Origin of the sequence: Paraburkholderia sp. GAS32 (genome assembly GCF_050434225.1) — a bacterium.
GTDB lineage: Bacteria > Pseudomonadota > Gammaproteobacteria > Burkholderiales > Burkholderiaceae > Paraburkholderia > Paraburkholderia madseniana.
In genome coordinates, this window is record NZ_JBNPVS010000002.1 from 144,694 (window position 1) to 167,124 (window position 22,431).

The 22,431-nt window shown below is 61.4% G+C and carries 18 protein-coding genes; 10 read left to right on the forward strand and 8 right to left on the reverse strand.

Features of this window, described 5'->3' with window-relative positions; all coding sequences use genetic code 11:
• Window positions 1-301 precede the first annotated feature (301 nt).
• The 7 genes from oxlT (P3T25_RS02655) to P3T25_RS02685 all read right to left on the reverse strand — a co-directional run bounded on the left by oxlT (P3T25_RS02655) (window position 302) and on the right by P3T25_RS02685 (window position 8,911).
• Entirely contained in the window at window positions 302-1,585 is a 1,284-nt protein-coding gene (gene oxlT, locus P3T25_RS02655; protein WP_429357386.1) for an oxalate/formate MFS antiporter, read from the reverse strand.
• 135 nt (window positions 1,586-1,720) lie between these two features.
• Complete coding sequence (locus P3T25_RS02660) at window positions 1,721-3,340, reverse strand: gamma-glutamyltransferase family protein (protein ID WP_429357387.1); 1,620 nt, start codon at window positions 3,338-3,340, stop codon at window positions 1,721-1,723.
• A 94-nt stretch (window positions 3,341-3,434) separates the two neighbouring features.
• The gene (locus P3T25_RS02665) at window positions 3,435-4,769 is read right to left on the reverse strand and encodes an amidase (protein WP_429357388.1); all 1,335 of its coding nucleotides are present in this window, start codon (window positions 4,767-4,769) and stop codon (window positions 3,435-3,437) included.
• Window positions 4,766-5,788: an ABC transporter substrate-binding protein gene (locus tag P3T25_RS02670; protein ID WP_429357389.1), complete on the reverse strand. Its 1,023-nt coding sequence runs from the start codon at window positions 5,786-5,788 to the stop codon at window positions 4,766-4,768. The genes P3T25_RS02665 and P3T25_RS02670 overlap by 4 nt, the downstream gene beginning before the upstream one ends.
• Before the next feature lie 27 nt (window positions 5,789-5,815).
• Entirely contained in the window at window positions 5,816-6,670 is an 855-nt protein-coding gene (locus P3T25_RS02675) for an ABC transporter permease (protein ID WP_429357390.1), read from the reverse strand.
• On the reverse strand, window positions 6,667-7,443 hold the full coding sequence (locus P3T25_RS02680) for an ABC transporter ATP-binding protein (protein ID WP_266257594.1): 777 nt from the start codon (window positions 7,441-7,443) through the stop codon (window positions 6,667-6,669). The genes P3T25_RS02675 and P3T25_RS02680 overlap by 4 nt, the downstream gene beginning before the upstream one ends.
• Window positions 7,444-7,903: 460 nt before the next feature.
• Window positions 7,904-8,911: an asparaginase gene (locus tag P3T25_RS02685; RefSeq protein ID WP_266257596.1), complete on the reverse strand. Its 1,008-nt coding sequence runs from the start codon at window positions 8,909-8,911 to the stop codon at window positions 7,904-7,906.
• 433 nt (window positions 8,912-9,344) lie between these two features.
• Between P3T25_RS02685 and P3T25_RS02690 the strand changes: the two genes are divergently transcribed.
• From P3T25_RS02690 to P3T25_RS02735, 10 genes are all read left to right on the forward strand, one after another.
• Window positions 9,345-10,925, forward strand: coding sequence for an ABC transporter substrate-binding protein (locus tag P3T25_RS02690; RefSeq protein ID WP_429357391.1), 1,581 nt, complete (start codon window positions 9,345-9,347; stop codon window positions 10,923-10,925).
• 95 nt (window positions 10,926-11,020) lie between these two features.
• The gene (locus P3T25_RS02695) at window positions 11,021-11,962 is read left to right on the forward strand and encodes an ABC transporter permease (protein WP_429357392.1); all 942 of its coding nucleotides are present in this window, start codon (window positions 11,021-11,023) and stop codon (window positions 11,960-11,962) included.
• An 18-nt stretch (window positions 11,963-11,980) separates the two neighbouring features.
• The gene (locus P3T25_RS02700) at window positions 11,981-12,943 is read left to right on the forward strand and encodes an ABC transporter permease (protein WP_429357393.1); all 963 of its coding nucleotides are present in this window, start codon (window positions 11,981-11,983) and stop codon (window positions 12,941-12,943) included.
• Window positions 12,944-12,947: 4 nt separating this feature from the next.
• On the forward strand, window positions 12,948-14,606 hold the full coding sequence (locus P3T25_RS02705; RefSeq protein WP_266257602.1) for a dipeptide ABC transporter ATP-binding protein: 1,659 nt from the start codon (window positions 12,948-12,950) through the stop codon (window positions 14,604-14,606).
• 25 nt (window positions 14,607-14,631) lie between these two features.
• Window positions 14,632-16,158, forward strand: coding sequence for an amidase (locus P3T25_RS02710; protein ID WP_266257603.1), 1,527 nt, complete (start codon window positions 14,632-14,634; stop codon window positions 16,156-16,158).
• Between the two features lie 59 nt (window positions 16,159-16,217).
• Window positions 16,218-17,231: an alpha/beta fold hydrolase gene (locus tag P3T25_RS02715; protein ID WP_266257604.1), complete on the forward strand. Its 1,014-nt coding sequence runs from the start codon at window positions 16,218-16,220 to the stop codon at window positions 17,229-17,231.
• 148 nt (window positions 17,232-17,379) lie between these two features.
• Window positions 17,380-18,666 carry an oxalate/formate MFS antiporter gene (gene oxlT, locus P3T25_RS02720; RefSeq protein WP_429357394.1) on the forward strand — a complete coding sequence of 429 codons (1,287 nt, stop codon included), beginning with the start codon at window positions 17,380-17,382 and terminating at the stop codon, window positions 18,664-18,666.
• A 124-nt stretch (window positions 18,667-18,790) separates the two neighbouring features.
• Window positions 18,791-19,942, forward strand: a complete 1,152-nt coding sequence (locus P3T25_RS02725) for a M20 aminoacylase family protein (protein WP_429357395.1) — start codon at window positions 18,791-18,793, stop codon at window positions 19,940-19,942.
• A gap of 9 nt (window positions 19,943-19,951) precedes the next feature.
• The gene (locus P3T25_RS02730) at window positions 19,952-21,013 is read left to right on the forward strand and encodes a serine hydrolase domain-containing protein (RefSeq protein ID WP_429357396.1); all 1,062 of its coding nucleotides are present in this window, start codon (window positions 19,952-19,954) and stop codon (window positions 21,011-21,013) included.
• Between the two features lie 204 nt (window positions 21,014-21,217).
• Window positions 21,218-21,703 (forward strand): MarR family winged helix-turn-helix transcriptional regulator, encoded by a 486-nt coding sequence (locus tag P3T25_RS02735; protein ID WP_266257608.1) that lies wholly within the window; start codon window positions 21,218-21,220, stop codon window positions 21,701-21,703.
• Window positions 21,704-21,811: 108 nt separating this feature from the next.
• Here the strand turns inward: P3T25_RS02735 and P3T25_RS02740 are convergent, their stop codons facing one another.
• The gene (locus tag P3T25_RS02740) at window positions 21,812-22,312 is read right to left on the reverse strand and encodes a winged helix-turn-helix transcriptional regulator (RefSeq protein WP_408516078.1); all 501 of its coding nucleotides are present in this window, start codon (window positions 22,310-22,312) and stop codon (window positions 21,812-21,814) included.
• Between the last annotated feature and the right edge of the window lie 119 nt (window positions 22,313-22,431).

Consider the following 22,431-nt stretch of genomic DNA (forward strand, 5'->3'; position numbering starts at 1 on the left):
AAAGCGATTTGACGGGACGGGAGGGCTCTGTCGGCGGTCAAGCGGCAATACGGTTTTTTTAGTTGAAAGACCGCGGATAGTCGATTGAAAGCAGGCTCAGTACGTTTATTGCGAGTACTACGACGCGCCGGTAGCTGCGGATCTTCTTATACTCTTCGAGTGAAGACTTGAGGATGGCGCCGACCTATGCGAACGGTATCGCTACACATGCACTTGAGATCGTCGCCGAGACTGCCCACGAGCCAGGTCGGGGCGTGCCGACCGTGCCGCGCAGGGCCGTCATTCGGCGCGAAGAGATACGCTATCTACGAGCCCCGACAAAACGCGCGCGCACCGGCTTCAACACGAACATTGCAAGGACGGCGGTACTCAGATCGAGCACAATCGCGCAGCCGAACACCGGTACCCAACTGCTGGTGTGCTGATGCAGCAGCGCGGCCAGCGGGCCGCCGAAGATCGAGCCAATCCCGAACGAGATGTAAAGCCAGCCATAGTTCGCGGTGGCATAGCGGGTACCGAACGTGTCGGTCAGGGTGGAAGGGAACAGCGAAAAAATTTCACCCCAGCCGAAGAACACCACGCCGGACAGCAGCACGAAGAGGACCGCGTTGTCGCGCGTCAGCAGCCAGAGCGCCATCGCCACACCTTCCAGCGCGAACGCGAAACACATCGTGTTTTCGCGCCCCAGACGATCCGATATCCAGCCGAACAGCGGACGGGTCAGACCGTTCGTGAAGCGGTCGATCGTCAGTGCCAGCGGCAACGCGGCGAGCCCGAAGACCAGTACCTTGCTGACGCCGAAGTCAGCGGCGAAGCTTGCCATCTGCGACGTGACCATGAGGCCCGAGGTGGACATCATCGTCATCATCACGAACATCAGCCAGAACAGCGGCGTCTTGAGCATCTCGGACGGGCGGAAGTCGCGCGTCGCGACCCCTGTCCGGTTTGCTGCCGAGCCGATACTGTCGGCCGCGGATGGCACTCGCAGGCCTTGCGAGGCGAGCAGGCCAACCACGGCGAAAATGACCCCATACAGCCACAGCGTGGATTCGACGCCGTGCGTTGCCAGCGACGCAGAGATCGGAAAGGTGGTGACAATGGCGCCCATGCCGTAGCCCGCGGCCGCTACGCCGGCGGCGAAGCCGCGTCGATCGGGGAACCAGCGAACCACGAATCCCACCACGCCGACGTAGACGATGCCGGTACCGAGACCGCCGATGCAGCCATACGTCAGGTACAGCATCGACACACTGTGCGCATACGAGGCTAACACCCAGCTCACGCCTGCCAGCAACGTACCGATCGAGATCAGCATGCGCGGCCCGAAACGGTCGATCAGCGCACCCTGGAACGGTGAGAAAAATGCCTGCAGCAGCACCAGCAGTGAGAAGGTCACTTGCAGTTCCGGCAGCGCGATGCCGAGCTTCGCCATGAGCGGCTTCGTCATCAGAGTCCATACATATTGCGGACTCGAAATCGTCATCATGCAAATGAGGCCGAGTCCGAGTTGGATCCAGCGGGTATGCGCGGCTGTTTGCGCGACGGGCGAGGCGGCGCCTTTCAATGATTGCGTGCGGGTGTTCAAAGTGCTTCTCCGTTTCGGATTGAAATATCAACAGATGGAGGACGTGCGCCGTCCTTGCCGTCGGCGCGAACGCTCGCGGGCGGTCGATTCAAAAGGGTGCGGGCAGCGCGGCCGCCCGCTGTTTAGCCGGCGCGCTTACCAGCCAGCCGCGGCCCCGTCGCTGCGCGGGTCATAGCCTGCCTCCAGACATCCGTTGCCGTGCCGGACGATTGCGCCGGCGTGGCCCATTGCTTCGTCGTATGGCAGCATCTGCTCGACGTCATGGCCGAGACGGCGCAGCGCATTGAACGTGTCGGCGGGAAACCGAGCTTCAAGCTTGAGTGATTCATTGGATCGCCCCCAAGTCCGGCCTAGCAGCCAGCGAGGCGCATCGATAGCGGCTTGCGGATTCCAGCCGAAGTGCGCGATCCGCGAAAACACGGCGCTTTGCGATTGCGGCTGGCCGTCGCCGCCCATGTTTCCGTACACCATCGTGCGTCCGTCATCGAAACGCGCGAGTGCCGGGTTCAGCGTGTGAAACGGCCGTCGCCCGGGCGTAAGCGGATTGCGCGCAGAGGGATCGAGCGAGAAGCTACAGCCGCGGTTTTGCCAGTTGATGCCCGAATCTGCAAGCACGAGGCCGCTGCCGAACTCGTGATAAATGCTCTGGATGAAGCTGACGGCCACGCCATCGGCGTCGATCACGCCGAGCCATACTGTGTCGGCCGGTCCGAGACCGCGGCCCCACGGGGCCGCCGCCGACATCGAAATCTGCTCGGCCATCGCGTCGAGGACCGGCGGCGCGAGCAGCGCCTGCGGATCGATGTCCATGTAATCCGGGTCGGTGATGTGCTTGTCGCGGACGGCGAACGCGAGCTTGGTCGCCTCCACGCATGCGTGGACGTACTCGGGCCCGAGCGGATCCATATCGTCGCGCAAGACACGGTCGAGCACACCGAGAATCTGCAGCGATACAAGACCTTGTGTGGGCGGTGGCATGTTGTAGATCGTGCCGAGCGAATGCGTGAGTGCCAGCGGCGTGCGCAGCCTTGCGCGATGCTGTTCGAGGTCGGCGAGCGACAATGGACTTTCGAGGGCACGCAGGTCGGCCGCGATGCTGCGTGCGAGATCGCCCCGGTAGAAGTCGTCGAGACCCGCGTGGGCGAGACGCTCGAGCGTCGCGGCGAGGCGTGGCTGCACAAAACGCTCGCCGACAGCCGGCACGCGCAGCGGGTTGTCGCCCGTCAGAAACGTCTCGGCGAATCCCGCGACCGATCCGAGTTCGTGCCGCTTGAGCGCGACGCATTCGGACTGGCTGCGCGTGACCGGAATACCGCCTCCCGCGTAGGCGATCGCATCTTCCAGCAGGCGCGCGACCGGGAGCTTGCCACCGAGGGTGTCAGTGGACCAACGATGCGCCAACGCCCAACCGGACACGGTGCCGGCCACCGTATTCGCTGCCAGCGGTCCACGAAACGGGATCGATTGCAGGCCGCGTGCGCGATAGGCGTCGATCGTCGCCGCCGATGCCGCCGCTCCACATGCCTCGATGCCGACGGGCTCTTCGCCCGGCCGCGAAATCAACCAGAAGCCGTCGCCGCCGATGCTGTTCATATGCGGATACACCGCTGCGATGGTCGCCGCGGCGGCAATCATCGCCTCGACGGCATTGCCGCCGTCACGCAGGATCGCGAGCGCGCTTTGCGACGCCAGTGCATGGGGTGTGACCGCCATCCCGCGGATGCCCCGCACAGGATTTAAAAATTCTGCTGACATGTTTCCTCAAACAATCAATCGATCTTCGCTACCCGCTCAGCCGCTACGGGTTCGCATGATCACGTGATACTTCCTATACACAACGAAGCCGGCATCAGCGTGAAGCAACTGCGATGTTCCAGCCGGTTCTCCCTTCCACCCACTCGGCAAGCGACAGCAACGCGGCATCGTGCTGACTCGCACCGACCAGTTGCACCCCAAGCGGCAGCCCCCCCGGACCGAAGCCAACCGGTAACGTCACCGCCGGCACGCCGAGGAAGGTCCAGGGCGTGCAGAACGCCGCATCGCCCGTATAGTCAAGCCCGCGGGGCGCCTCGCCCGACGCGGGCGCTACCAGCAGCGCGTCCAGTCCCGCTGCTTCGGTGAACCACTGGTCAAAGCGAACCGCCATCTGTACCTGCAAGGCCTTCGCTTTCGCATATTCAGTCGCGGGCAAAGCCCGGCCTTCCTCGACCAGAGCCGTGATCGGTGCGCTGACAAGAGCCGGCGAACGGTCTACTAGTTCGCCATGTATCAGCGCCGCTTCAACTGCGACCAAGATCGAAGCATGCCGTGCAGCGTCGAGCAGTTCGGCAGGCAAGTCGGCGCCGACGATTTCTGCGCCATCAGCCCGTAAGCGTATGGCGAGTTGATTCAGCACGTGTTGCTGCGCTTTGTCGATCGGTCCACCGATCTGCTCGCGCAACACGCCGATCCGTGGCGGCCGCTTTGTCGCATTGCCTGGATATCTTTCCTGGCGACTGTTATGCGAGGCATGTGGATCGTCCGCATCGCTCCCCGCCAGAATCGAAAGCGCATGAACGGCATCAGCGACATTGGTTGTGAAAACGCCAAGGTGATCGAGCGACCCTGACAACGGCAACACGCCGGTCCGCGCAATCGTGCCGTAACTCGGCTTTACCCCGACCACACCGCAATACGCGGCGGGACGGATGACGGATCCGAACGTCTGTGTGCCGAGCGCGAGCGGCACGATGCCTGCCGCAACGGCGGCAGCCGAGCCGCTCGACGAGCCGCCAGGCGTGTGATCGCTATTCCACGGGTTGGTCGTAGCGCCAGGCTGACGCCAGGCGAACTCGGTGGTGACCGTTTTACCGAGTACCGTGGCACCGGCTTCGCGCAAACGGGCGACCACCCATGCGTCCTTGTCGGGCCTGCGCCCTTCGTAGGCCGGCGATCCGTACGCGGTGGGCATATCGGCCGTATCGATCAGGTCTTTTATGCCGACAGGGACGCCCGCGAGCGGCGCGTGGGGAGCAGCGCGATTGACTATCGGCGCCGCCGGCAGATGGATGAAAGCTTGCAACTCAGGCTGCAGCCGTTGCGCCGCATCAAATGCCTGTTGCACAGTCTGATCGATGGTGCGCGTTCCCGAGCGAATCGCGTCACGGATTTCGCGGATGGTGGGGGAGGGGGAAGAATGGCTCATTTCGCGGCTAGTGCTTGATGAATGTAGTTCTGCACGATGAAGGTGCTGTAATTCGGCTGCTGCTTCAAGTTACCGAGTGAGATCTGCGTATCCATTGCAACCGTCAGCGCCTTCGGGGTGATGTCGACGTTCCTGGGATACACGCCTTCGTTCAGCATGCGTTTTACCGCAGCGTTCACGATCTCCGGATCAAGGCCTGGAAACTCGCGGCGGGCGATCGCCAGGGTTTCCGTGGGATTGGTCTGCATGAAGACGAGTGCCTGCTCCATACCTTTCACGAACCGCGCCGCCACATCGGGGTCCACGCTCCTTTTCGCCGAGATCGATGAGAATGCGTATTCGCCATATAACTTCGGAAAGCCGAGCACTACCTTCATGCCTCTGGCAACGGCCTGATCAAGGCCGGGTTCATACATCACCGCAACCTTGGACTGGCCTGCAACCAGTGGGCCGATCTCGGAGCCGAGCGGTACCTGGGTTAGTTTCACGTCGGCTGGCGACATGCCGTTCTCTTTTAGCAACTTGAAGAACAGCGACGTGCTGGTAGTCGGCATCTGACCCGATACGACCGCCTGGCCCTTCACGTCCTTGATGCCGGTGAATTTGCTGTCCGGCGAGGTGACGATCCACACCGCCGCACCGTTCACAACGTTGGCGATTACATCGACATCCGCGCCTTTTTCGGCGGCGACCGCGGTCCATTCGGGACCATGCAGCGAGAAGTCCGCACTTCCCGACAACACGGCCGACAATGCCGCGCTCGGACTGCCCGCGGTTTGCTTTGTCACATCTAGCCCTTCCTTGGTAAAGAAGCCGCCGTCGATAGCGACGTAGAGCGGCAGATACAGCATCGACTGAAAAGCCTGCGAAATAACAGCTTTTTTGTCGGCGGCCAAGGCGGGCGTTGCGATGCTAACGGCAGAAACAGCGACTGCTGTTGTCAGTGCAGCCAGCATTCTTTTTGCAATGATTGCCATCTTCAGGTCCAGAGAAAGGTTAGATTGACGGGCGAAAAGCAAACAATTCGACCTCGAGTGGCAACGGCGTCAAACCCGTAGCGTCGGTGCATTCGATACCTGCCGCCACGGCAGCAGCTTGCGTTCGACCAGGTCGATCAGGAAATACAACACGAAGCCAATCGCCATCAGCACGAAGAGGCCGGCCCACACGGTGTTCAGGTCGTAAAGACTCGAGGCGGTAAAGATCATGTGGCCAAGCCCTTTCTCTGACGAAATGAATTCGCCCACCACTGCGCCTACCAGACCAAAGCCGATGTTGATGCGGAATGTCGAGATCACATAAGGCAGCGTGAACGGAATAACGACTTTCAGGAACACATCGTTTTTGTTCGCGCCAAGCGTGACGAGGAGTGCCTGAAGATCAGGATCGGCCTCTTTCGCTGCCTCGTAAGCGGCTATCAGCGCGACGATCGCAGTCAGCGAAATCGCCAGCGCGACTTTCGAAACGAGCCCGGTGCCGAACCAGAGAATCACAATCGGGGCGAAAGCGATCTTCGGGACGCTGTTGATCGCGACGATAAACGGCTCGATCAGTCGCGCGACGAACGGCGAATACCACAGCGCGAGGCCGCAGACCGAGCCGACCGCCGTGCCGAACAGAAAGCCGAGCATGGCTTCGAACATGGTGTAGCCGATATCGACGAAAAGGTCGCCTGATTCGGCGGAGCGAGCCAGGGCGTCGTAGATTTTTGTCGGCGAGCCGACCAGGAAGTTCGATACCCAGCCAAGCCGCGCAGCGCCTTCCCATATCGCAAAGAATGCAATCACCGCGACGAGCTGCAGGGCTGTGCGCCCCCATCCGGTATTCAGCACGGGGCCTGAACGCGTCTGGCTGCGTGTTGCGGAGACTTTCGCGTTATTGATGGATGCGGAATGGTTCATGCTGCCTTTACCTCGGTCTGGATATCGAGTTCCGCGCACAGTGCGTGAAAGTAGCCGGAAAAGTTCGGATCGCTGCGCGCACCGATCGGCGTGCGCGCGCCGATCTCGATGTCATAGACCTTTTTGACTTGCGAAGGCCGGCCGCCTAGCACCACCACACGCTTGGACAACGCGACTGCTTCGTCGATGTCGTGTGTGACCAGTACGACCGTTTTGTGGAACGTCTCGACCGCTTCCATCAGCACGCCTTCCAGATACAACCGGGTCTGATAGTCGAGCGCTGAAAACGGCTCATCGAGCAGGATGATGTCGGGGTCGTTGATCAAGGTGCGGATCAGTGCGACGCGCTGGCGCATGCCACCGGACAGCATGCGGGGATAGGCGTTTTCGAAACCCGCAAGGCCGTAGGTGTTCAGGTATTCCATCGCTATTTCGCGCGCTTGCGCAACCGGCATGCGGGACAACTCGGGCCCGATCAGGACGTTCTGCAATACGGTGCGCCACGGCAACAGCAGGTCACGCTGCATCATGTAGCCGACTTTGCCGCGCAAGCCGGTGACCGCCTGCCCTCGATAGACGATCTCGCCGCTGTCGGGTTCCAGGAGGCCGGCGATTACGTTGAACACGGTCGTCTTCCCGCAGCCCGACGGGCCGATGATGCTGACGAAATCCCGTTCGTTGATGTCGAACGACAATCCACCCAGCACATCGACCGAGCCCTGCTTGCCGGAAAAGGATTTTCGAATGTTTCGCAACGCTAGTTGTACTGACATGCTGATCCTCGTGCTGAACTTGAATCACTTCGCGCTTCGCTTGCGTGCCCGCTCCGCGCAGAGTCGGTACACGGTTGGTTGACGGTTGTGAAGTGTCTGACTGGGGAGCACTTAATTGCTGTTTTCGTCGGTTGTCGGCGAAATATAGGTGCAAAACGCAACAATTGAAATATCCATATTGATTCGATTCGCACAAAGCGTGCCATCGTGCGAGAGCCCCATATACAAGTGCGAAGTGGGTATTTTCAAGTGGAGGTGAGCACACTGCCATGTGCGGAAAGTGTGCAAATGCGCGCAAGGAAGGTGCATCAGGCACAACTAGATCGGCGACGCACCGCCTCAGGGCGAAACGCGGACGGTCGACGGCGAAAGGCCATTGCAAGAAATTCGGGATTGTGAATCGGTGCGAGAGCCGCCTCCAGAATTGAGGCGCCGTACCACCGCGGTTACATCAGAACGTCTAGTCGGTATCGTCGACGCGCTTCCAGAATTCGAACGCGGTGGCGCATGCGTTGCGCGGCGCGCCCGTGGCGAGCAGCAGCCAGAGAAGCAGGCGCGCCTTGCGTGGCCCGAGCCACCCGGAAAACAACGCACCGCGGCGGGCCAGGTCGATTTCGGAACCAGAAAAGCCATAAGTACGCGCTGCCGTCGATCCCGATCCCGTGCGGCTGGAGACGACGATCGGCAGTCGCGGCACCAACGCCTCGATGCGCTGTGCTTCGTCATCCGAAACATGCCCTGCACCGTAGGCCGCGATCACTATCCCTTGATATCCCGCCTGGGCGACCGCATCGAGCATCTCACCCGTCTCGCCCAGACATGTTTCGACGAGTGCCACTCGGACCGACAGGTCGGGCTTTGCAAACCGCTGCGAATAGCGCCTGGACGGTGGACGGAAATACTGGGGCATACCCTCGAGCACCATGCCTGCCGGCCCCACGACCGGTGACTCGAAGGTCTCGACGGACATCGAGTTCGCTTTGCGCACCCAGCGCGCCTCATGGATCGTGTTGTTCATCACCACGGCTACACCGCGCTCGCGACTGGCGCCGTACGCTGCGCAGGCCACCGCGGCAAGAATGTTGGCGGGCCCATCCGCACCCGCGGCCAGCGGCGTGCGCATCGCACCTGTGACCACCAGCGGCTGCGGATGTGTCCACAGAAGATCGAGCAGGAAGGCGGTTTCCTCAAGCGTGTCGGTCCCCTGGGTCAGCACGATCCCGGCGGCGCCGGCAGCCACCATGCACTCTGCCCACACCAGACTGTCCAGCACATGCGCAAGGTTCAGCGAAGGGCTGGGTAACTGCAAAAGCGTCTCGGCGTGAATCTGCGCGATATCAGCCAGACCTGGGACCGCAGTCACCAATTGTTGAGCGGAAAGACGTGGCAACGCGCCAGCGTCGGCATTGTCGGCGGTCATGCATATCGTGCCGCCTAATGCCCCGACAACGATGCTCGGATTGTTCATCGAAGCGTTCCTTTCGAGTGTGTGGAAAGTATCAGCTTAGGCCGTACCTCAAATAACGTGCAAAGACTCGGCACCGACGAGGAGCGCCGCTGTCGCGCCCGGAATCGGTGCGACAGCAATCTTGCACTGCGTGATGCACCGTCCTCGCGCTCGCTTGCACAAGTCCTGCGCATTGCCGTGTGCTCGTGCCGGTGTGGCAAGTGCCCCACTTGCCGATACGTACTGGATTTACCGCATGGTGGCATGCTTCGTGCCTATAAATGCGTAAATTTCAATTGTTGCAAGTTGCAATTAATGTAGCACGTTGAATCGGAGATCAACCTGTCTCAGGCGCCATATCCGGGATTGGAGTACCTGAACGGACAAGGCCGCTAATCCGACGCAAGCGCGCCGCCGGAATCATTTTGTGTCATTTCTTCTTATGAGGTGAAGCATGTTGAAGCGATTGTTTGCGCGATGCGTGGCTGGGGCGCTGATTGCGAGCGCCGCGACGATGGTGTGCGCGCAGGATGCATCCAAGGTATTACGAATCGTGCCGCAAGCCGATCTGAAGATCCTCGATCCGATCTGGACTACTGCATTTATCACGCGCGACCACGGCTACATGATCTACGACACGCTGTTCGGTGTGGATGCCAAGGGCGTGGTGCAACCGGAGATGGTGGACACGTATACGAGCTCGCCGGACGGCAAGACCTGGACGTTCACGCTGCGCAAGGGGCTCGCGTTCAGCGACGGCAAGCCGGTCACCTCAGCTGACGTTATCGCGTCGATCACGCGCTGGGGCAAGCGCGACGTGTTCGGCGAGCGAATGTTCGCGGCACTGCAGTCGTTCGATGCGGTCGATGCCAAGTCCTTCCGCATGACCTTCAGGCAACCCTTTCCGATGGTCCTCGACGCGCTCGGCAAGCCGTCGGGCAGCGCCGCATTCATCATGCCGAAGCGGGTCGCCGATACGCCGGCGGACCAACAGATCTCTGACTACACCGGGTCCGGCCCCTACATCTTCAAACAGGACGAGTATCGCCCGGGTGCGAAAATTGTGTACATCAAGAACCCGAACTATGTGCCGCGGCCTGAACCGGCTTCCGGTACCGCAGGCGGCAAGCATGTTTATGTCGACCGGGTCGAATGGATCGTGCTCAAGGACGCACAGACGCAGGCCAATGCGATTGCGAACGGTGAAGTGGACATGATCGAATGGATGCCCGCCGAGCAGTACGCCGCGTTCAAGAGCAATCCCAAGCTGGAATTGGTGAAGCCGACTCCCGCCGGGCTCTTCGACCTGCACCTGAATCATCTCGTGCCACCGTTCAACAACCCGAAGATTGCCCAGGCGGCAATTATGGCGATCAACCAGGAAGCGTTGATGCGTGCCCAACTGGTGAACAAGGATCTGTACCGGACGTGTTCGTCGATTTACCCATGCGATTCGCCGTTGGCGTCGACAGAGACTGCCTATTTCACCGGCAAGCCCCAGTTCGCGGCGGCCCGCAATCTGCTGAAGGAAGCGGGCTACGATGGCAAGCCGGTGGTATTGATGTATCCGTCTGATTACGCAGTGCTCAACAAGTTTCCACCCGTCATGGCGCAACTGTTGAAGCAGGCCGGTTTCAATGTCGACCTGCAGGCCATGGACTGGTCTACGCTCGTGACGCGCCGAACCAGCAAGGCGCCGGCCGAAAAGGGGGGCTGGAACCTGTTCATTACCGGGTGGGCGCCCGGGGACACGATGAATCCATTGTTCTTCACTCCGCTGACGGGCAATGGCGAAAAGGGCTGGTTCGGCTGGGCGACTGACAACAAGATTGAGCAGCTCAAGAACGATTACCTCGTCAACAACGATCCTGTGCAGCGCAAGAAGATCGCCTCGGCGATCCAACTGGAAACCTACCAGAGCGGCATCCTGGCGCCCTTGGGCGACTTCGATTTCTACTCGGTGATCCGCAAGGGCGTCGTCAGCGGCGTTGTCCCAGCTCCGGTCAACGTGTTCTGGAACATTCGCAAGAGCTAACCCGTGTCGGCGGCTGGCTATTCGCCGGCCGGCCGCCGTCTCGCAGGGCAACGCGAGCCCGTCTATCCGCAAACCGGCTTTGGAGCGTAATCGACATGGCTTTCTTTCTTTTCCGGCGCGTATTGTCGACGGCGCCAGTGCTGGTCATTGTCGCCCTTATCGTGTTCATGATTCTGCGCCTGACGCCGGGCGATCCGGCTGCGGCGCTTGTTGGTGACAACGGCACTAGTGCCGACATCGCGCGGATCCACGCGAGCCTCGGGCTCGACCGGCCGCTGCCGGTGCAGTTCGTCAAATGGACCGGGCAATTGCTGCAGGGCAACCTTGGCGACTCGTACTACATGAAGCAGCCGGTTACCCGGTTGATTGCGCAACGCATCGCACCGACCGTGTCCTTGTCCGCCCTGACACTGATGATGACGCTCCTGCTCGCGGTGCCGCTCGGCGTGATCGCGGCTTCGCGGCACGGAGGCTGGCTGGACCGGATGCTGATGGGACTTTCGGTGATGGGATTCTCGGTGCCGTCGTTTGTGGTCGGCTATATCCTCATATGGGCGGTCGCCTTGCATGCGAAGCTGCTGCCGGTGCAGGGGTACGCTCCACTGAGCGCGGGCATCGGTCCGTGGCTCACGCACCTGATCCTGCCCGCCATTACGCTGTCGATCGTCTACCTTGCGCTGATTGCCCGCGTGACGCGCGCTGCGGTTGCCGAGGCGCTGACTGAAGACTACATCCGCACCGCCCGCGCCAAAGGTATCTCCGAAGCACGCGTGCTGATTCGCCATGCGCTGGCCAATGCCGCGGTACCGATCGTCACGGTAATCGGCATTGGCGTCGGCTTGCTGATCGGTGGCGTGGTGGTCACCGAAACCGTCTACGCGATCCCCGGGCTCGGGCAACTCACGGTCGACGCGGTACTGGCGCGCGACTTCCCGCTGGTACAGGGCATCACGCTGTTCTTTTCCTTTGTTTACGTGCTTATCAACCTGCTGGTCGATATGAGCTATCTGCTGCTCGACCCGCGTATCCGCTATTGAGTGAAAGGACGATTGGACATGAGCGACGATCACGATCCGACGACCCTTGCCGCACCGGTCGCCATTCTTGCCAACGTGGAGGTGGCGCCTGCTATACGCTCGCGCACACCACTGTGGCGCCGCGTGCTGCGGAACTGGTCGGTGCGCCTGGGATGCGGCGCACTGGCGCTTCTGGTCTTCGTAGCCGTCGCCGCACCGTGGCTTGGCACGATCGACCCGACCGCGATGGATCCCGCGAGCGCCAACCTCTTACCGGGCGCGACAGCCGAATTCAGTGATCTGTCAGGCGCGACGTTCCAGCACTTCTTCCCGATGGGCACCGACAGTCTCGGCCGGGATACCTGGAGCCGGGTCGCCTATGGTGCGCGCGTGTCCCTGTCGGTCGGCATCACGGTGGCACTGCTGGCGCTCACCTTCGGCGCACTGGTCGGCGTGGCGGCGGGGTATTTTCGCCGCCTCGACGACGTCATCATGCGCGCCATGGACAGCTTGATGGCGATTCCCAGCATCCTGTTCGCGATTACGCTGATGGCGCTCTGGCGGCCGACGCTGGTCACGGTGATCGTCGCGATCACGATTCCCGAAATTCCGCGCGTCGCACGGCTGGTGCGCTCGATCGTACTGAGCATTCGCGAGGAACCCTACATCGAGGCCGCCATTTCGTTGGCCACGCCGACCGTCAAGATTCTGTGGCGTCATATTCTGCCGAATGCAATCGCGCCGCTGATCGTGCAGGGAACATACGTGTGCGCGTCGGCGATCCTGGTGGAAGCGATCCTGTCGTTTCTCGGCGTCGGCCTGCCACCGGATATTCCGACGTGGGGCAACGTCATGGCCGACGGCCGCATGCAGTTCAACCAATATCCTCAGACCGTGTTGTTCCCAGGTGTTTTCCTGGCGCTGACGGTGCTGGCCGTCAACATCATGGGCGACGGATTGCGCGACACGCTCGATCCGAAATTCAACAAACGGGGGGGCTGACGCGATGCGCGACTTCGACTTCAAAACGGCAGCACCCTCCGCCGCCGGGCCGGCCACAACCGTCCTCGCCGTGAATAACCTGACCATTTCCCTTCCGGTCGGAGCCGACCGGCCCCATGCAATCCGGCATGTCTCGCTCGACGTGCGGCAGGGGGAGATTGTCTGCCTGCTGGGCGAGTCGGGCTCGGGCAAGTCGGTGATCGCGCAGGCCGTGATGGGCTTGCTGCCGGCGGCGCTCAAGGCGGTGGACGGCAGCATCGAACTGCTCGGCGAAGACGTGCTCACAGCAAGCCCGGACCGCATCCGCCAATTGCGCGGCGAAAAGATGGCGATGGTTTTCCAGGAGCCGATGACGGCCCTCAATCCGATCATGACGTGCGGCGCGCAGGTCGACGAGATGCTGGCACAGCATAGCCGTGCCGGCGTCGGCGAGAGGCGCCGGCGCATTCTCGAGATCTTCGCCCACGTCAGGCTGCCGGAACCGGAGCGTATCTACGCGTCTTACCCGCATCAGTTGTCGGGCGGACAGCGCCAGCGCATCGTGATTGCGATGGCGCTGATCCTGAAGCCGTCGCTGCTGATCTGCGACGAGCCCACCACCGCGCTCGACGTCACGACCCAGGCCGAGATTCTCAAGCTGATTCGTGAATTGCAGACTGAGAGCGGAACCGCCGTGCTGTTCATCACCCACGATTTCGGCGTCGTCGCCGAAATTGCTGACCGTGTCGTTGTGTTGCGGTTGGGTGACATGGTCGAGCAGGGCGCCAGGTTGCAGGTGTTGCAGCAACCGCGCGAGCCCTATACCCGTATGTTGCTGGCAGCCGTCCCCACGCTGGTGCCGCGTACGCGCGCCCCGGTGGAGAAAGCCTATCCGCTGCTAGACGCGCGTGGGATCGGGAAGACGTATGTGACGGGTTCCTGGCCCAGCCGCAAGCGCGAGGTGCGGGCGGCCCGTGATGTCTCGCTGACGGTGCATCCGGGCGAAACGGTCGGTATCGTGGGCGAGTCCGGTTCGGGAAAATCGACTGTCGCGCGCTGCATTGCGCGGCTGATCGAGCCGAGCGCCGGCGATATTTTCGCCGGCGGCCGATCGGTGGCCAAAGCGCGCGGCCGCGCGCTATATCCGTTCCGGCGCGGCGTACAGGTTGTGTTCCAGGATCCTTACCGGTCGCTGGATCCGCGCCAGACAGTGGGTGCCTCGATCGTCGAAGGGCCGTTGAATTTCGGTGTGCCGTACGCTCAGGCGTGGCAACGTGCCGAAGAACTGATGACGCTGGTACGGCTCAGGCCCGATGCGCTGAATCGCTACCCTAGCGAATTCTCCGGCGGCCAGCGGCAACGCATCTCGATTGCGCGGGCGCTGGCATGCGAGCCACAAGTGTTGATCGCCGACGAGGCGGTCTCCGCACTCGACGTCTCGGTGCAGGCGCAAATTCTCGAACTACTGGATGACATTCAGCAGCGTCTGCGGATCGGCATTCTGTTCATTACACACGATCTGCGGGTGGCCAGCCAGATCTGCGATCGGGTCATCGTGATGCGGCGCGGCGAGATTGTTGAGGAAGGGGCGATCCAGGACGTGTTCCTTGCGCCGCGCCACGAATATACGCGGGCCTTGCTCGCGGCAGCGCCAGGGCGTGGCTTCGCGTTCGGCGCCGCTTGACAACGAGTAAAGGAATAGGGCAAGTATGGACAACTCTCTGGTTTCGCTCTCCGCGGACGCGGCGCGGCGCCTGATAGGTAGCCGGCAGGTGTCGCCCGTCGAATTGCTGGAGGCATGCATCGCGCGGATCGAAGCGCTGAACCCCGCTGTCAATGCGATCGCTGCGACCTGCTTCGAGCGTGCGCGCACCGAGGCGAAGCGCGCGGAGGAGGCCGTGTTGCGCGGTGAGCCACTGGGCCTGCTGCATGGCCTGCCGCTTGGCGTGAAAGATCTCGATGAGACGGCCGGCCTACTCACCACCTATGGCTCGCCGCTGTTTCGCTCGAACGTGCCGCAGCGCGATAGCGTGATGGTGGCCCGCTTGCGCGCTGCGGGAGCGATCGTCGCGGCGAAGACCAATGTGCCGGAAATGGGCGCGGGCGCCAACACACGTAATGTCGTGTGGGGCGCGACCGGCAATCCCTTCAATCCAATGATGAACGCTGGCGGTTCCTCGGGCGGTTCGGCCGCCGCGCTCGCCACCGATATGCTGCCGCTTTGTACCGGCTCCGACATGGGCGGCTCGCTGCGCATCCCCGCGGCGCTGTGCGGCGTGGTTGGTTTCCGGCCTTCGCCTGGACTGGTGCCGAACGACAGCAAACCGCTTGGCTGGACGCCGATCTCGGTGATTGGCCCGATGGGGCGCGATATCGCCGACATACGCCTGCTGCTGACGGCGAGTGTCGGTCTCGACGCTAGCGACCCGTTGGGCGAGGATGCTGATCCTTCCGCCTTCGCACAGCGTGAACGGGTCGACCTCTGCACGCTGCGCGTCGCCTACACGGAGGACTTCGGCGTCTGCGAGGTCGACGAAGCGCTGCGCTCGACCTTCCGTGCCAAGATTGCCGGGCTGTCCCGCTACGTGAAGGTCTGCGAGCCGCTCGAGATCGATGTGGGTGAAATCGACCGCTGCTTCGACGTGATCCGCGCGCAGAACTTCGTCGCCGGTTTTCAGGATGCCTACCAGCGCGATCCCGCTTCGCTCGGGCCGAACACGCGAAGCAACTACGAAATGGGGCAATCAATGTCCCTCGCCGACGTGGTCTGGGCGCATGCCGAACAGACCCGCCTGTTTCGCCGTTTCCAGGGAAAGTTCCAGGATTACGACCTGATCGTCTCGCCAACTTCGCCAATTTCGCCCTTTCCATGGTCGCAAACTTATCTGGCCGAGATCAACGGGCGGCCGCTCGCGAACTATTACCGCTGGCTGGCGCTTACCTATGTGATCACGCTGACGACCAATCCGGCTTTGTCGCTGCCGTGCGGCCTCGACCAGGCCGGCATGCCGTTCGGCCTGCAACTGGTCGGGCCGTTTCGCGGTGATCGTCGCCTGCTCGACATCGCCCAGGCATTCGAGACGGCCTGGCGGCACGATGAAGCGCTGCGGCGCCCGCGGCCCGATCTGACGAAACTGTTGCAGCCGGTCGCCGCGCTCAAGTCTATCGTCACCGACCCGCCGTTGACGGGGATGACCGCCGAAGCGGACGCAAGCGTGGTGCGGCCTGCAGTATGACGGGCGCCGGCGTCGCTGGCACCCATGCCATCGACTATCTTCAATAAGGATACCTACCCATGGAAGACCATTTTGTATTTAATGCTGGAAACGTGGTGTTGCAATCGAGTATCACGCTCAGAGATGCCAGGCTCGCCTATCAAACCTACGGAAAGTTGAACGCAGAAAAATCGAATGTCATTCTGTATATGACGCCGTTTTCCGCGCACCACTATGACATCGAGTGGATGGTTGGTCCGGGCAAGGCGCTGGACACCGACAGGTACTTTGTTGTTATTCCGAATCTGTTCGGCAATGGACTGTCGTCCTCGCCCAGCAACGCAACTGAGCCCTTTAGCGGAAGCCGCTGGCCGAATCTTACGATCGCCGATAACGTCGCGATTCAACACCAACTCCTGACGCAAGAACTCGGCATCGAAGTTTTGCAACTGGCGTGCGGGTGGTCGATGGGCGGGCTGCAGGCGTATCAATGGGCAGCGATGTATCCGCAGATGGTCAGGCGGCTAGTCGTGCTCTGCGGCGCGGCAAAGACCTCGCCGCACAATCAGGTATTCATCGAGGGCGTGCGCGCGACCCTGACGACGGATCCCGGTTTTCAAAACGGAACGTTCGTCGAACGTCCCGAACGCGGTCTGCGGGCCATGGGCCGCAATTACGCCGCCATGGCGATGTCGCAGACGTTTTATCGTAACGAGGCGTGGCGGCAGGCCGGTTTTTCCTCGCTCGAGGATTATCTGGTGATGTCGTGGGAACAGAATTTCCTGAAGCGCGACGGCAACAACCTGTTGGCTCAACTATGGACATGGCAACACGCAAACATCGCGGCCAATTCCAAATATAACGGCGATTTTCACGCGGCGCTGAAAGCGATTACGGCGAAGGCGTTGATCATGCCAAGCGAAACCGACCTGTATTTCCAGGTGGAAGACAACCGTCTCGAGGTCGAGCAAATGCGAAACGCCAGGCTCCTTCCTATTTCGTCGATATGGGGGCATCGCGCCGGGCTGCCGACAGCCAATCTGGACGATGCCGCATTTATTTCCGCTGCGATTACCCGGCATCTTGAGGACTAACGTGCTGGACATGCCGCGGCTGCGTCTCGTGTCTCTGTTCCTTACCCTTCGATGTACTGAGCGCGTTGTCGAGGAGCGTGGTGTCGAGCCTCCATGCCAGCGCGCGGCCTGGGTCATTTCGTGTCACTTATTCGTACGGAGTTGAAGCATGAGCACCCAGGATTTCGGCGCCCGCACCCGCGCGCCGCTTGCACTCTCACTACACAGCCGCTGGTGGCAATTATTGTGCGGCCTCGTATGTGCGATGGTCGCGTCCAATCCCCAATACATCTGGACTTTGCTGACGCACCCGCTGACAGCGCAGCTCGGCGTGTCGCTGCCGGGTCTGCAGGTCACCTTCTCGATTCTCATTGTCTGCCAGACGTTTCTGTCGCCGCTCGAGGGCTATTTGATCGAGCGCTTTGGGCCGCGCTGGTTGCTCGCCGCAGGTGGCGCGATCACGGGGCTCAGCTGGGTACTGACGAGCCGCGCGGAGTCTCTGCTGTCCGTTTACCTCTGCTATGGCGTTCTCGGGGGAATCGGCGTAGGTATTGTCGTGGTCGGCACGATCGGGCTGATGGCACGCTGGTTCCCAGACCGTCGCGGTTTTGCGATAGGCGTAGTGATGGCGGGCTTCGGCATGGGCGCAATGCTCACGACGTTTCCGATCACCCATAGCATCGCCAGGTACGGCTATCAGCATACGCTGGCCGTCTATGGTGTGATCCTCGGCGTGATCGGCATACTTGCCGCGCTCGGCATGAGGCTGCCGCCGCCTGGCTACATGGCGGACTGGCGGCCGCAGAGAGCCGCCACCGTTGTACCCGACACGCGGCCCGGCAACATGCTGCGTACGCCGTTGTTCTGGCTGATGTTTGTGATGATGTCGATGATGGCGACCTCCGGCCTGATGGTGACTTCGCAAATGGCAGTCTTCACGCGAGATTTCGGCATGGCGGGTGTCACCGTGTTCGGCCTCGCGGCGTTGCCGCTTGCGTTGACCATTGATCGCATAGCGAACGGCGTGACGCGGCCGATGTTCGGATGGATCTCCGATCTGATCGGGCGTGAGCACACGATGCTGATCGCATTCGGAATGGAAGCGGTAGCGATGACCTTGTGGCTCACGTTGCGGCACGACCCATTGTTGTTCGTGCTGCTGTCGGGCGTCGTCTTTCTCGGCTGGGGCGAGATTTTTTCGCTTTTCCCTTCGACGCTCACGGACACCTTTGGCAGCAAACATGCGATCGTCAACTACGCGTGCCTGTCTTATGCGCAAGGTGTCGGTTCGATCCTGGGCGGACCGGTGGCCGCGCTACTCCACCAGCGTACGGGCGGTTGGGACGCGGTGTTCGGCACGGCTATCGCGTTGGATAGTTGTACCGCTGTGCTCGCGATCGCCGCACTCAAGCCGATGCGCCGCGCGTGGTTCGCCCGCGCATCCAGGCGCTCGTAATGCATCCGCCACGGCCACCTTGCCTGGAATCTCGCCCACGTGAATCTGCGCTGATGCTGTACGGCTTCGTCGATTCTCTGTTTTTTCGTCTCCTTAATTTTCTACTGAAAGGGATTAAATTCCGATGGATAGCGACCTGATCGACCTGATGATGAAGTGGCGGCACGCACTGCACGCCTGTCCGGAAACTGCGTTCGAGGAGGTCGCAACCGCAGATCTCGTCGCCGGCGTATTGCGACAGTATGGCTTCGAGGTACATGGCGGCATCGGACGAACCGGTTTGGTGGGCACCATGACCCGAAGCGCCGGACCCGCCATCGGCTTACGGGCCGACATGGACGCGCTGCCGATCGCTGAAGCCAATAGCTTCGCGCATCGGTCGCAACATGAAGGCAAGATGCATGCGTGTGGCCATGACGGCCACACTGCAATGCTGCTCGGCGCCGCTGTCGCGTTGAGCCGCGACCCCGGTTGGCGCGGCACGGTGCATGTGATTTTTCAGCCGGCAGAAGAAGGTCCGGCGGGCGGTGGCAGGATGATGGTCGAAGAGGGACTCTTCGAGCGCTTTGCGTGCGACGCCGTGTTTGGTTTGCACAACTGGCCGGGCATCCCACGCGGACATTTTGCGATCAACGGCGGTCCGATGATGGCATCGTTCGATACGTTCGAGATTGTCGTCGACGGCAAGGGTTCGCATGCAGCGATGCCGGAGGAGGGGAGCGACGTGCTGGTGTGCGCTAGCCAGATCGTCACCGCATTGCAGACGATCATAAGCCGACGAATTTCCCCGAAGGAGTCAGGCGTCGTTAGCGTCACGCAAATTCACGGTGGCGAGGCGTGGAACGTACTACCTGACCGTGCGGTCATTCGCGGCACTGTGCGCTGTTTTTCGAGTGACGTGCAGGAACGAATCCGCTCGTCGATCGGCGAAGTCTCCACGGGTATTGCGCGCGCCCTGGGCGCAAACGCGACGCTTGACTATCGCTACGCGTATCCGGCCACCATCAACACTGCCGCTCAAGCCGATCTTGCAGCTGCGGCTGCCGAAGCGACCGTCGGCGCCTCCAGCGTACGGCGAGGTTGTGTGCCTTCGATGGCCTCGGAAGATTTTGCGTTCATGCTGCACGCAAAGCCCGGCGCGTACATCTGGATGGGCGTTGATGAGGCGACGCCGGCAGCACCGCTCCACAATCCGCACTACGATTTCAACGATGCCGCGCTTGCGATCGGTGCGAGTTATTGGGTGAACCTCGTCAAGCTGTTTTGCGCCCGGTAAAGGACCCTCATGCAACCTGCCAATCTCCAGCATGCTGTGCAATTCGCGATCGATCATGAAACGCCTTGGGACCGCGAGGTCGATGGCGTATGGGGCGTACATCCGGACGACCCGCCACCCTGGAACCGGCTGCTCGGACCGGTGCATGGGCGTGGCCCGGTGTCCGGCGTCATCACGCGGGCCGGCCGGCCGCTCACTTCGTGGGGCGAACCTGATCGTGCCGACCTGACCTTTAGCATCGCCAAGACCTATCTCGCACTGCTCGCCGGCGTTGCGCACGATCGCGGCTTGATGCCCAATGTCGATGAGCCGGTGCACGTGCGCGTGCCTGGTATCGGCTTTGACGGCGAGCACAACGCGAGCGTGACCTGGGCGCATCTGCTGCAGCAGACGAGCGAATGGCAAGGTGTGTGTTTCGGCTTACCCGACGAGGCCGACCACTACCGATACGTGAAATTCGGGAAGGAGCCCGACGGCAAGAAAGGAGATCGACGGCCGTTACGGGCTCCCGGCACCTACTGGGAATACAACGACGTGCGCATTAACCAGTTTTCGCTGGCGCTGCTGTACCTGTTCCGCCGCCCGTTGCCAGAGGTGTTTCGCGAAGCGATCATGCGGCCACTCGGCGCGAGCGAGAACTGGCAATGGGTCGGTTACGACAATGCCTGGGTGGAGGTGGGCGGGCAGCGCGTGCAGTCGGTTCCGGGCGGCACGCATTGGGGTGGCGGCCTGTCGATCAGCGCCCAGGACCAGATCAAGGTGGCCCAATTGTTCCTGGGACAGGGCAGCGTCAACGGTGAGCGGATCGTCTCCAGCGAGTGGCTGGAGCGCATGCTGACACCGTGTGCGATCGCACCGTTCTATGGCTACCTGGTCTGGCTCAACCACCAGCGCAGTGTCTTTCCGAGCGTACCGGCCTCCAGCTATTTCGCAATCGGTGCGGGCGGTTCGTTCACCTGGATCGAACCGGAACGCGAACTTGCGGTGGTGGTGCGCTGGCTCAACCCGGCGCATGCCGACGAATTTTTCGGTTTGGTGCTCAAGGCGATTGACGAAGGCGCGAGGGGCTAATCAGCATCGATCCGCTTGCTGCACAGTCATCGTGCGCGCTGCCCCGTTGCGCGCATTGCGGCATGCTCGTGCCGTGTGGCGAGCGCCGGGCTTGTCTGCACGTACGGGGAGTTACCATACGGTGGTATGTTTCGTGCAAGGAACGCGTAAAATTCAAATGTTGTAGTGTGCAACTGAATCAGAGTACGTGAATGGGAGAACAACATGTCGAAGGCGCCGTATCCAAGATTGGAGCATTTGAATTTCCGCCTCGACGTACTAAGCGAGTTGGCCAAGGGCGTGGCGTCTGGCCTCTACGAAGCCGAATGCGATGTCACCCTGCGCGACCTGCGCGTGCTGCGTTTCGTCGATATGCAGCCGGGTATCTCCCTCGGTCCGCTGATCGAGCTGACATACCTTGAAAAGACGCTGGTTTCAAAGCTGGTTACCACGCTAGCCAATCGCGGCTTGCTGACGCGCTCTACCGGCACGGCGGACGCACGTGTCATCAACCTGAACTTGACCAGGAAGGGCAAGACAATCGTCCGCAAGTGCGATCGGATCGGCAAGATCTTCGACGAGCAGCTCATGTCCGTTTTGTCGGCGGAGGAAAAGCGAGTGCTTTTTCACTGCGTCGACAAGCTGACGGAACACGTTGAGGAGGGCGGTGAATGGACGCTCCCGCCGGCACGACGCAAGCGCACCGCCTGAATCATTATTGTCATATGTTGCGCACGAAGCTGCAGTCGTTCGGTTCGATACCGATGCTCTGCTCTTCCGACGCCGCGGCGATCTCGGCCATGATTTCAACGTTGCCGGCTAAAGCGTCACACCGTCGGGTGACCGCGAGGTGGGGGCCAGCTTTTCTCCGCGATCGAACTGCAACCGCGCCGCTTCCATTTCGGTCATGTGACTTTCGGCCCAATCCCAAATGCCGCAGATTTTGTCCAGAAGGCTGACTCCGAGCGGTGTCAGCCGATAGTCGACGCGCGGCGGTATCACCGGATGCACGTGGCGTGAAACCAGGCCGTCGCGCTCAAGTTGGCGCAACGTCTTCGTGAGCATCTTCTGACTGACGCCACCGATGTGTTCGCGTAGGCGCGAAAAACGCATCTCGCCGTCAGTCCCAAGTGCATCGATCACCAGGATCGTCCACTTATCGGCGATCTGCTCAATGATGTCGCGCGCAAGATCATCGGTTTTCTTTTGCGCGTTGTCGTCGGCGCAAAGCGCATCGTCGCAATTTGTTTCCATGGGGAAAGTATGGGGCCGCGAGGTGTTTTGTGGTTGCCTGATGTGGTTGCCTGATGTGGCTGACATGATCGTTGGCCTGCCTGGTTAATCAGCATGCCTCAGTTAATCGGACAGCATCCGACGCGGGTGCGGTTTGTCAAATAACGAGTATCGCATGACTATCGAATCACTTGCGATTGAATTTT

Bases quoted from the DNA above. Each gene is read 5' to 3' on its own strand.
- P3T25_RS02710 (WP_266257603.1), top strand. From the start codon at position 14,632: ATGGACAACTCTCTGGTTTCGCTCTCCGCGGACGCGGCGCGGCGCCTG.
- oxlT (WP_429357394.1), top strand. From the start codon at position 17,380: ATGAGCACCCAGGATTTCGGCGCCCGCACCCGCGCGCCGCTTGCACTC.
- P3T25_RS02715 (WP_266257604.1), top strand. From the start codon at position 16,218: ATGGAAGACCATTTTGTATTTAATGCTGGAAACGTGGTGTTGCAATCG.
- P3T25_RS02680 (WP_266257594.1), bottom strand. From the start codon at position 7,443: ATGTCAGTACAACTAGCGTTGCGAAACATTCGAAAATCCTTTTCCGGC.
- P3T25_RS02705 (WP_266257602.1), top strand. From the start codon at position 12,948: ATGCGCGACTTCGACTTCAAAACGGCAGCACCCTCCGCCGCCGGGCCG.
- P3T25_RS02690 (WP_429357391.1), top strand. From the start codon at position 9,345: ATGTTGAAGCGATTGTTTGCGCGATGCGTGGCTGGGGCGCTGATTGCG.
- P3T25_RS02695 (WP_429357392.1), top strand. From the start codon at position 11,021: ATGGCTTTCTTTCTTTTCCGGCGCGTATTGTCGACGGCGCCAGTGCTG.
- P3T25_RS02660 (WP_429357387.1), bottom strand. From the start codon at position 3,340: ATGTCAGCAGAATTTTTAAATCCTGTGCGGGGCATCCGCGGGATGGCG.
- P3T25_RS02730 (WP_429357396.1), top strand. From the start codon at position 19,952: ATGCAACCTGCCAATCTCCAGCATGCTGTGCAATTCGCGATCGATCAT.
- P3T25_RS02685 (WP_266257596.1), bottom strand. From the start codon at position 8,911: ATGAACAATCCGAGCATCGTTGTCGGGGCATTAGGCGGCACGATATGC.
- P3T25_RS02665 (WP_429357388.1), bottom strand. From the start codon at position 4,769: ATGAGCCATTCTTCCCCCTCCCCCACCATCCGCGAAATCCGTGACGCG.
- P3T25_RS02725 (WP_429357395.1), top strand. From the start codon at position 18,791: ATGGATAGCGACCTGATCGACCTGATGATGAAGTGGCGGCACGCACTG.
- P3T25_RS02700 (WP_429357393.1), top strand. From the start codon at position 11,981: ATGAGCGACGATCACGATCCGACGACCCTTGCCGCACCGGTCGCCATT.
- P3T25_RS02675 (WP_429357390.1), bottom strand. From the start codon at position 6,670: ATGAACCATTCCGCATCCATCAATAACGCGAAAGTCTCCGCAACACGC.
- P3T25_RS02740 (WP_408516078.1), bottom strand. From the start codon at position 22,312: ATGTCAGCCACATCAGGCAACCACATCAGGCAACCACAAAACACCTCG.
- P3T25_RS02735 (WP_266257608.1), top strand. From the start codon at position 21,218: ATGTCGAAGGCGCCGTATCCAAGATTGGAGCATTTGAATTTCCGCCTC.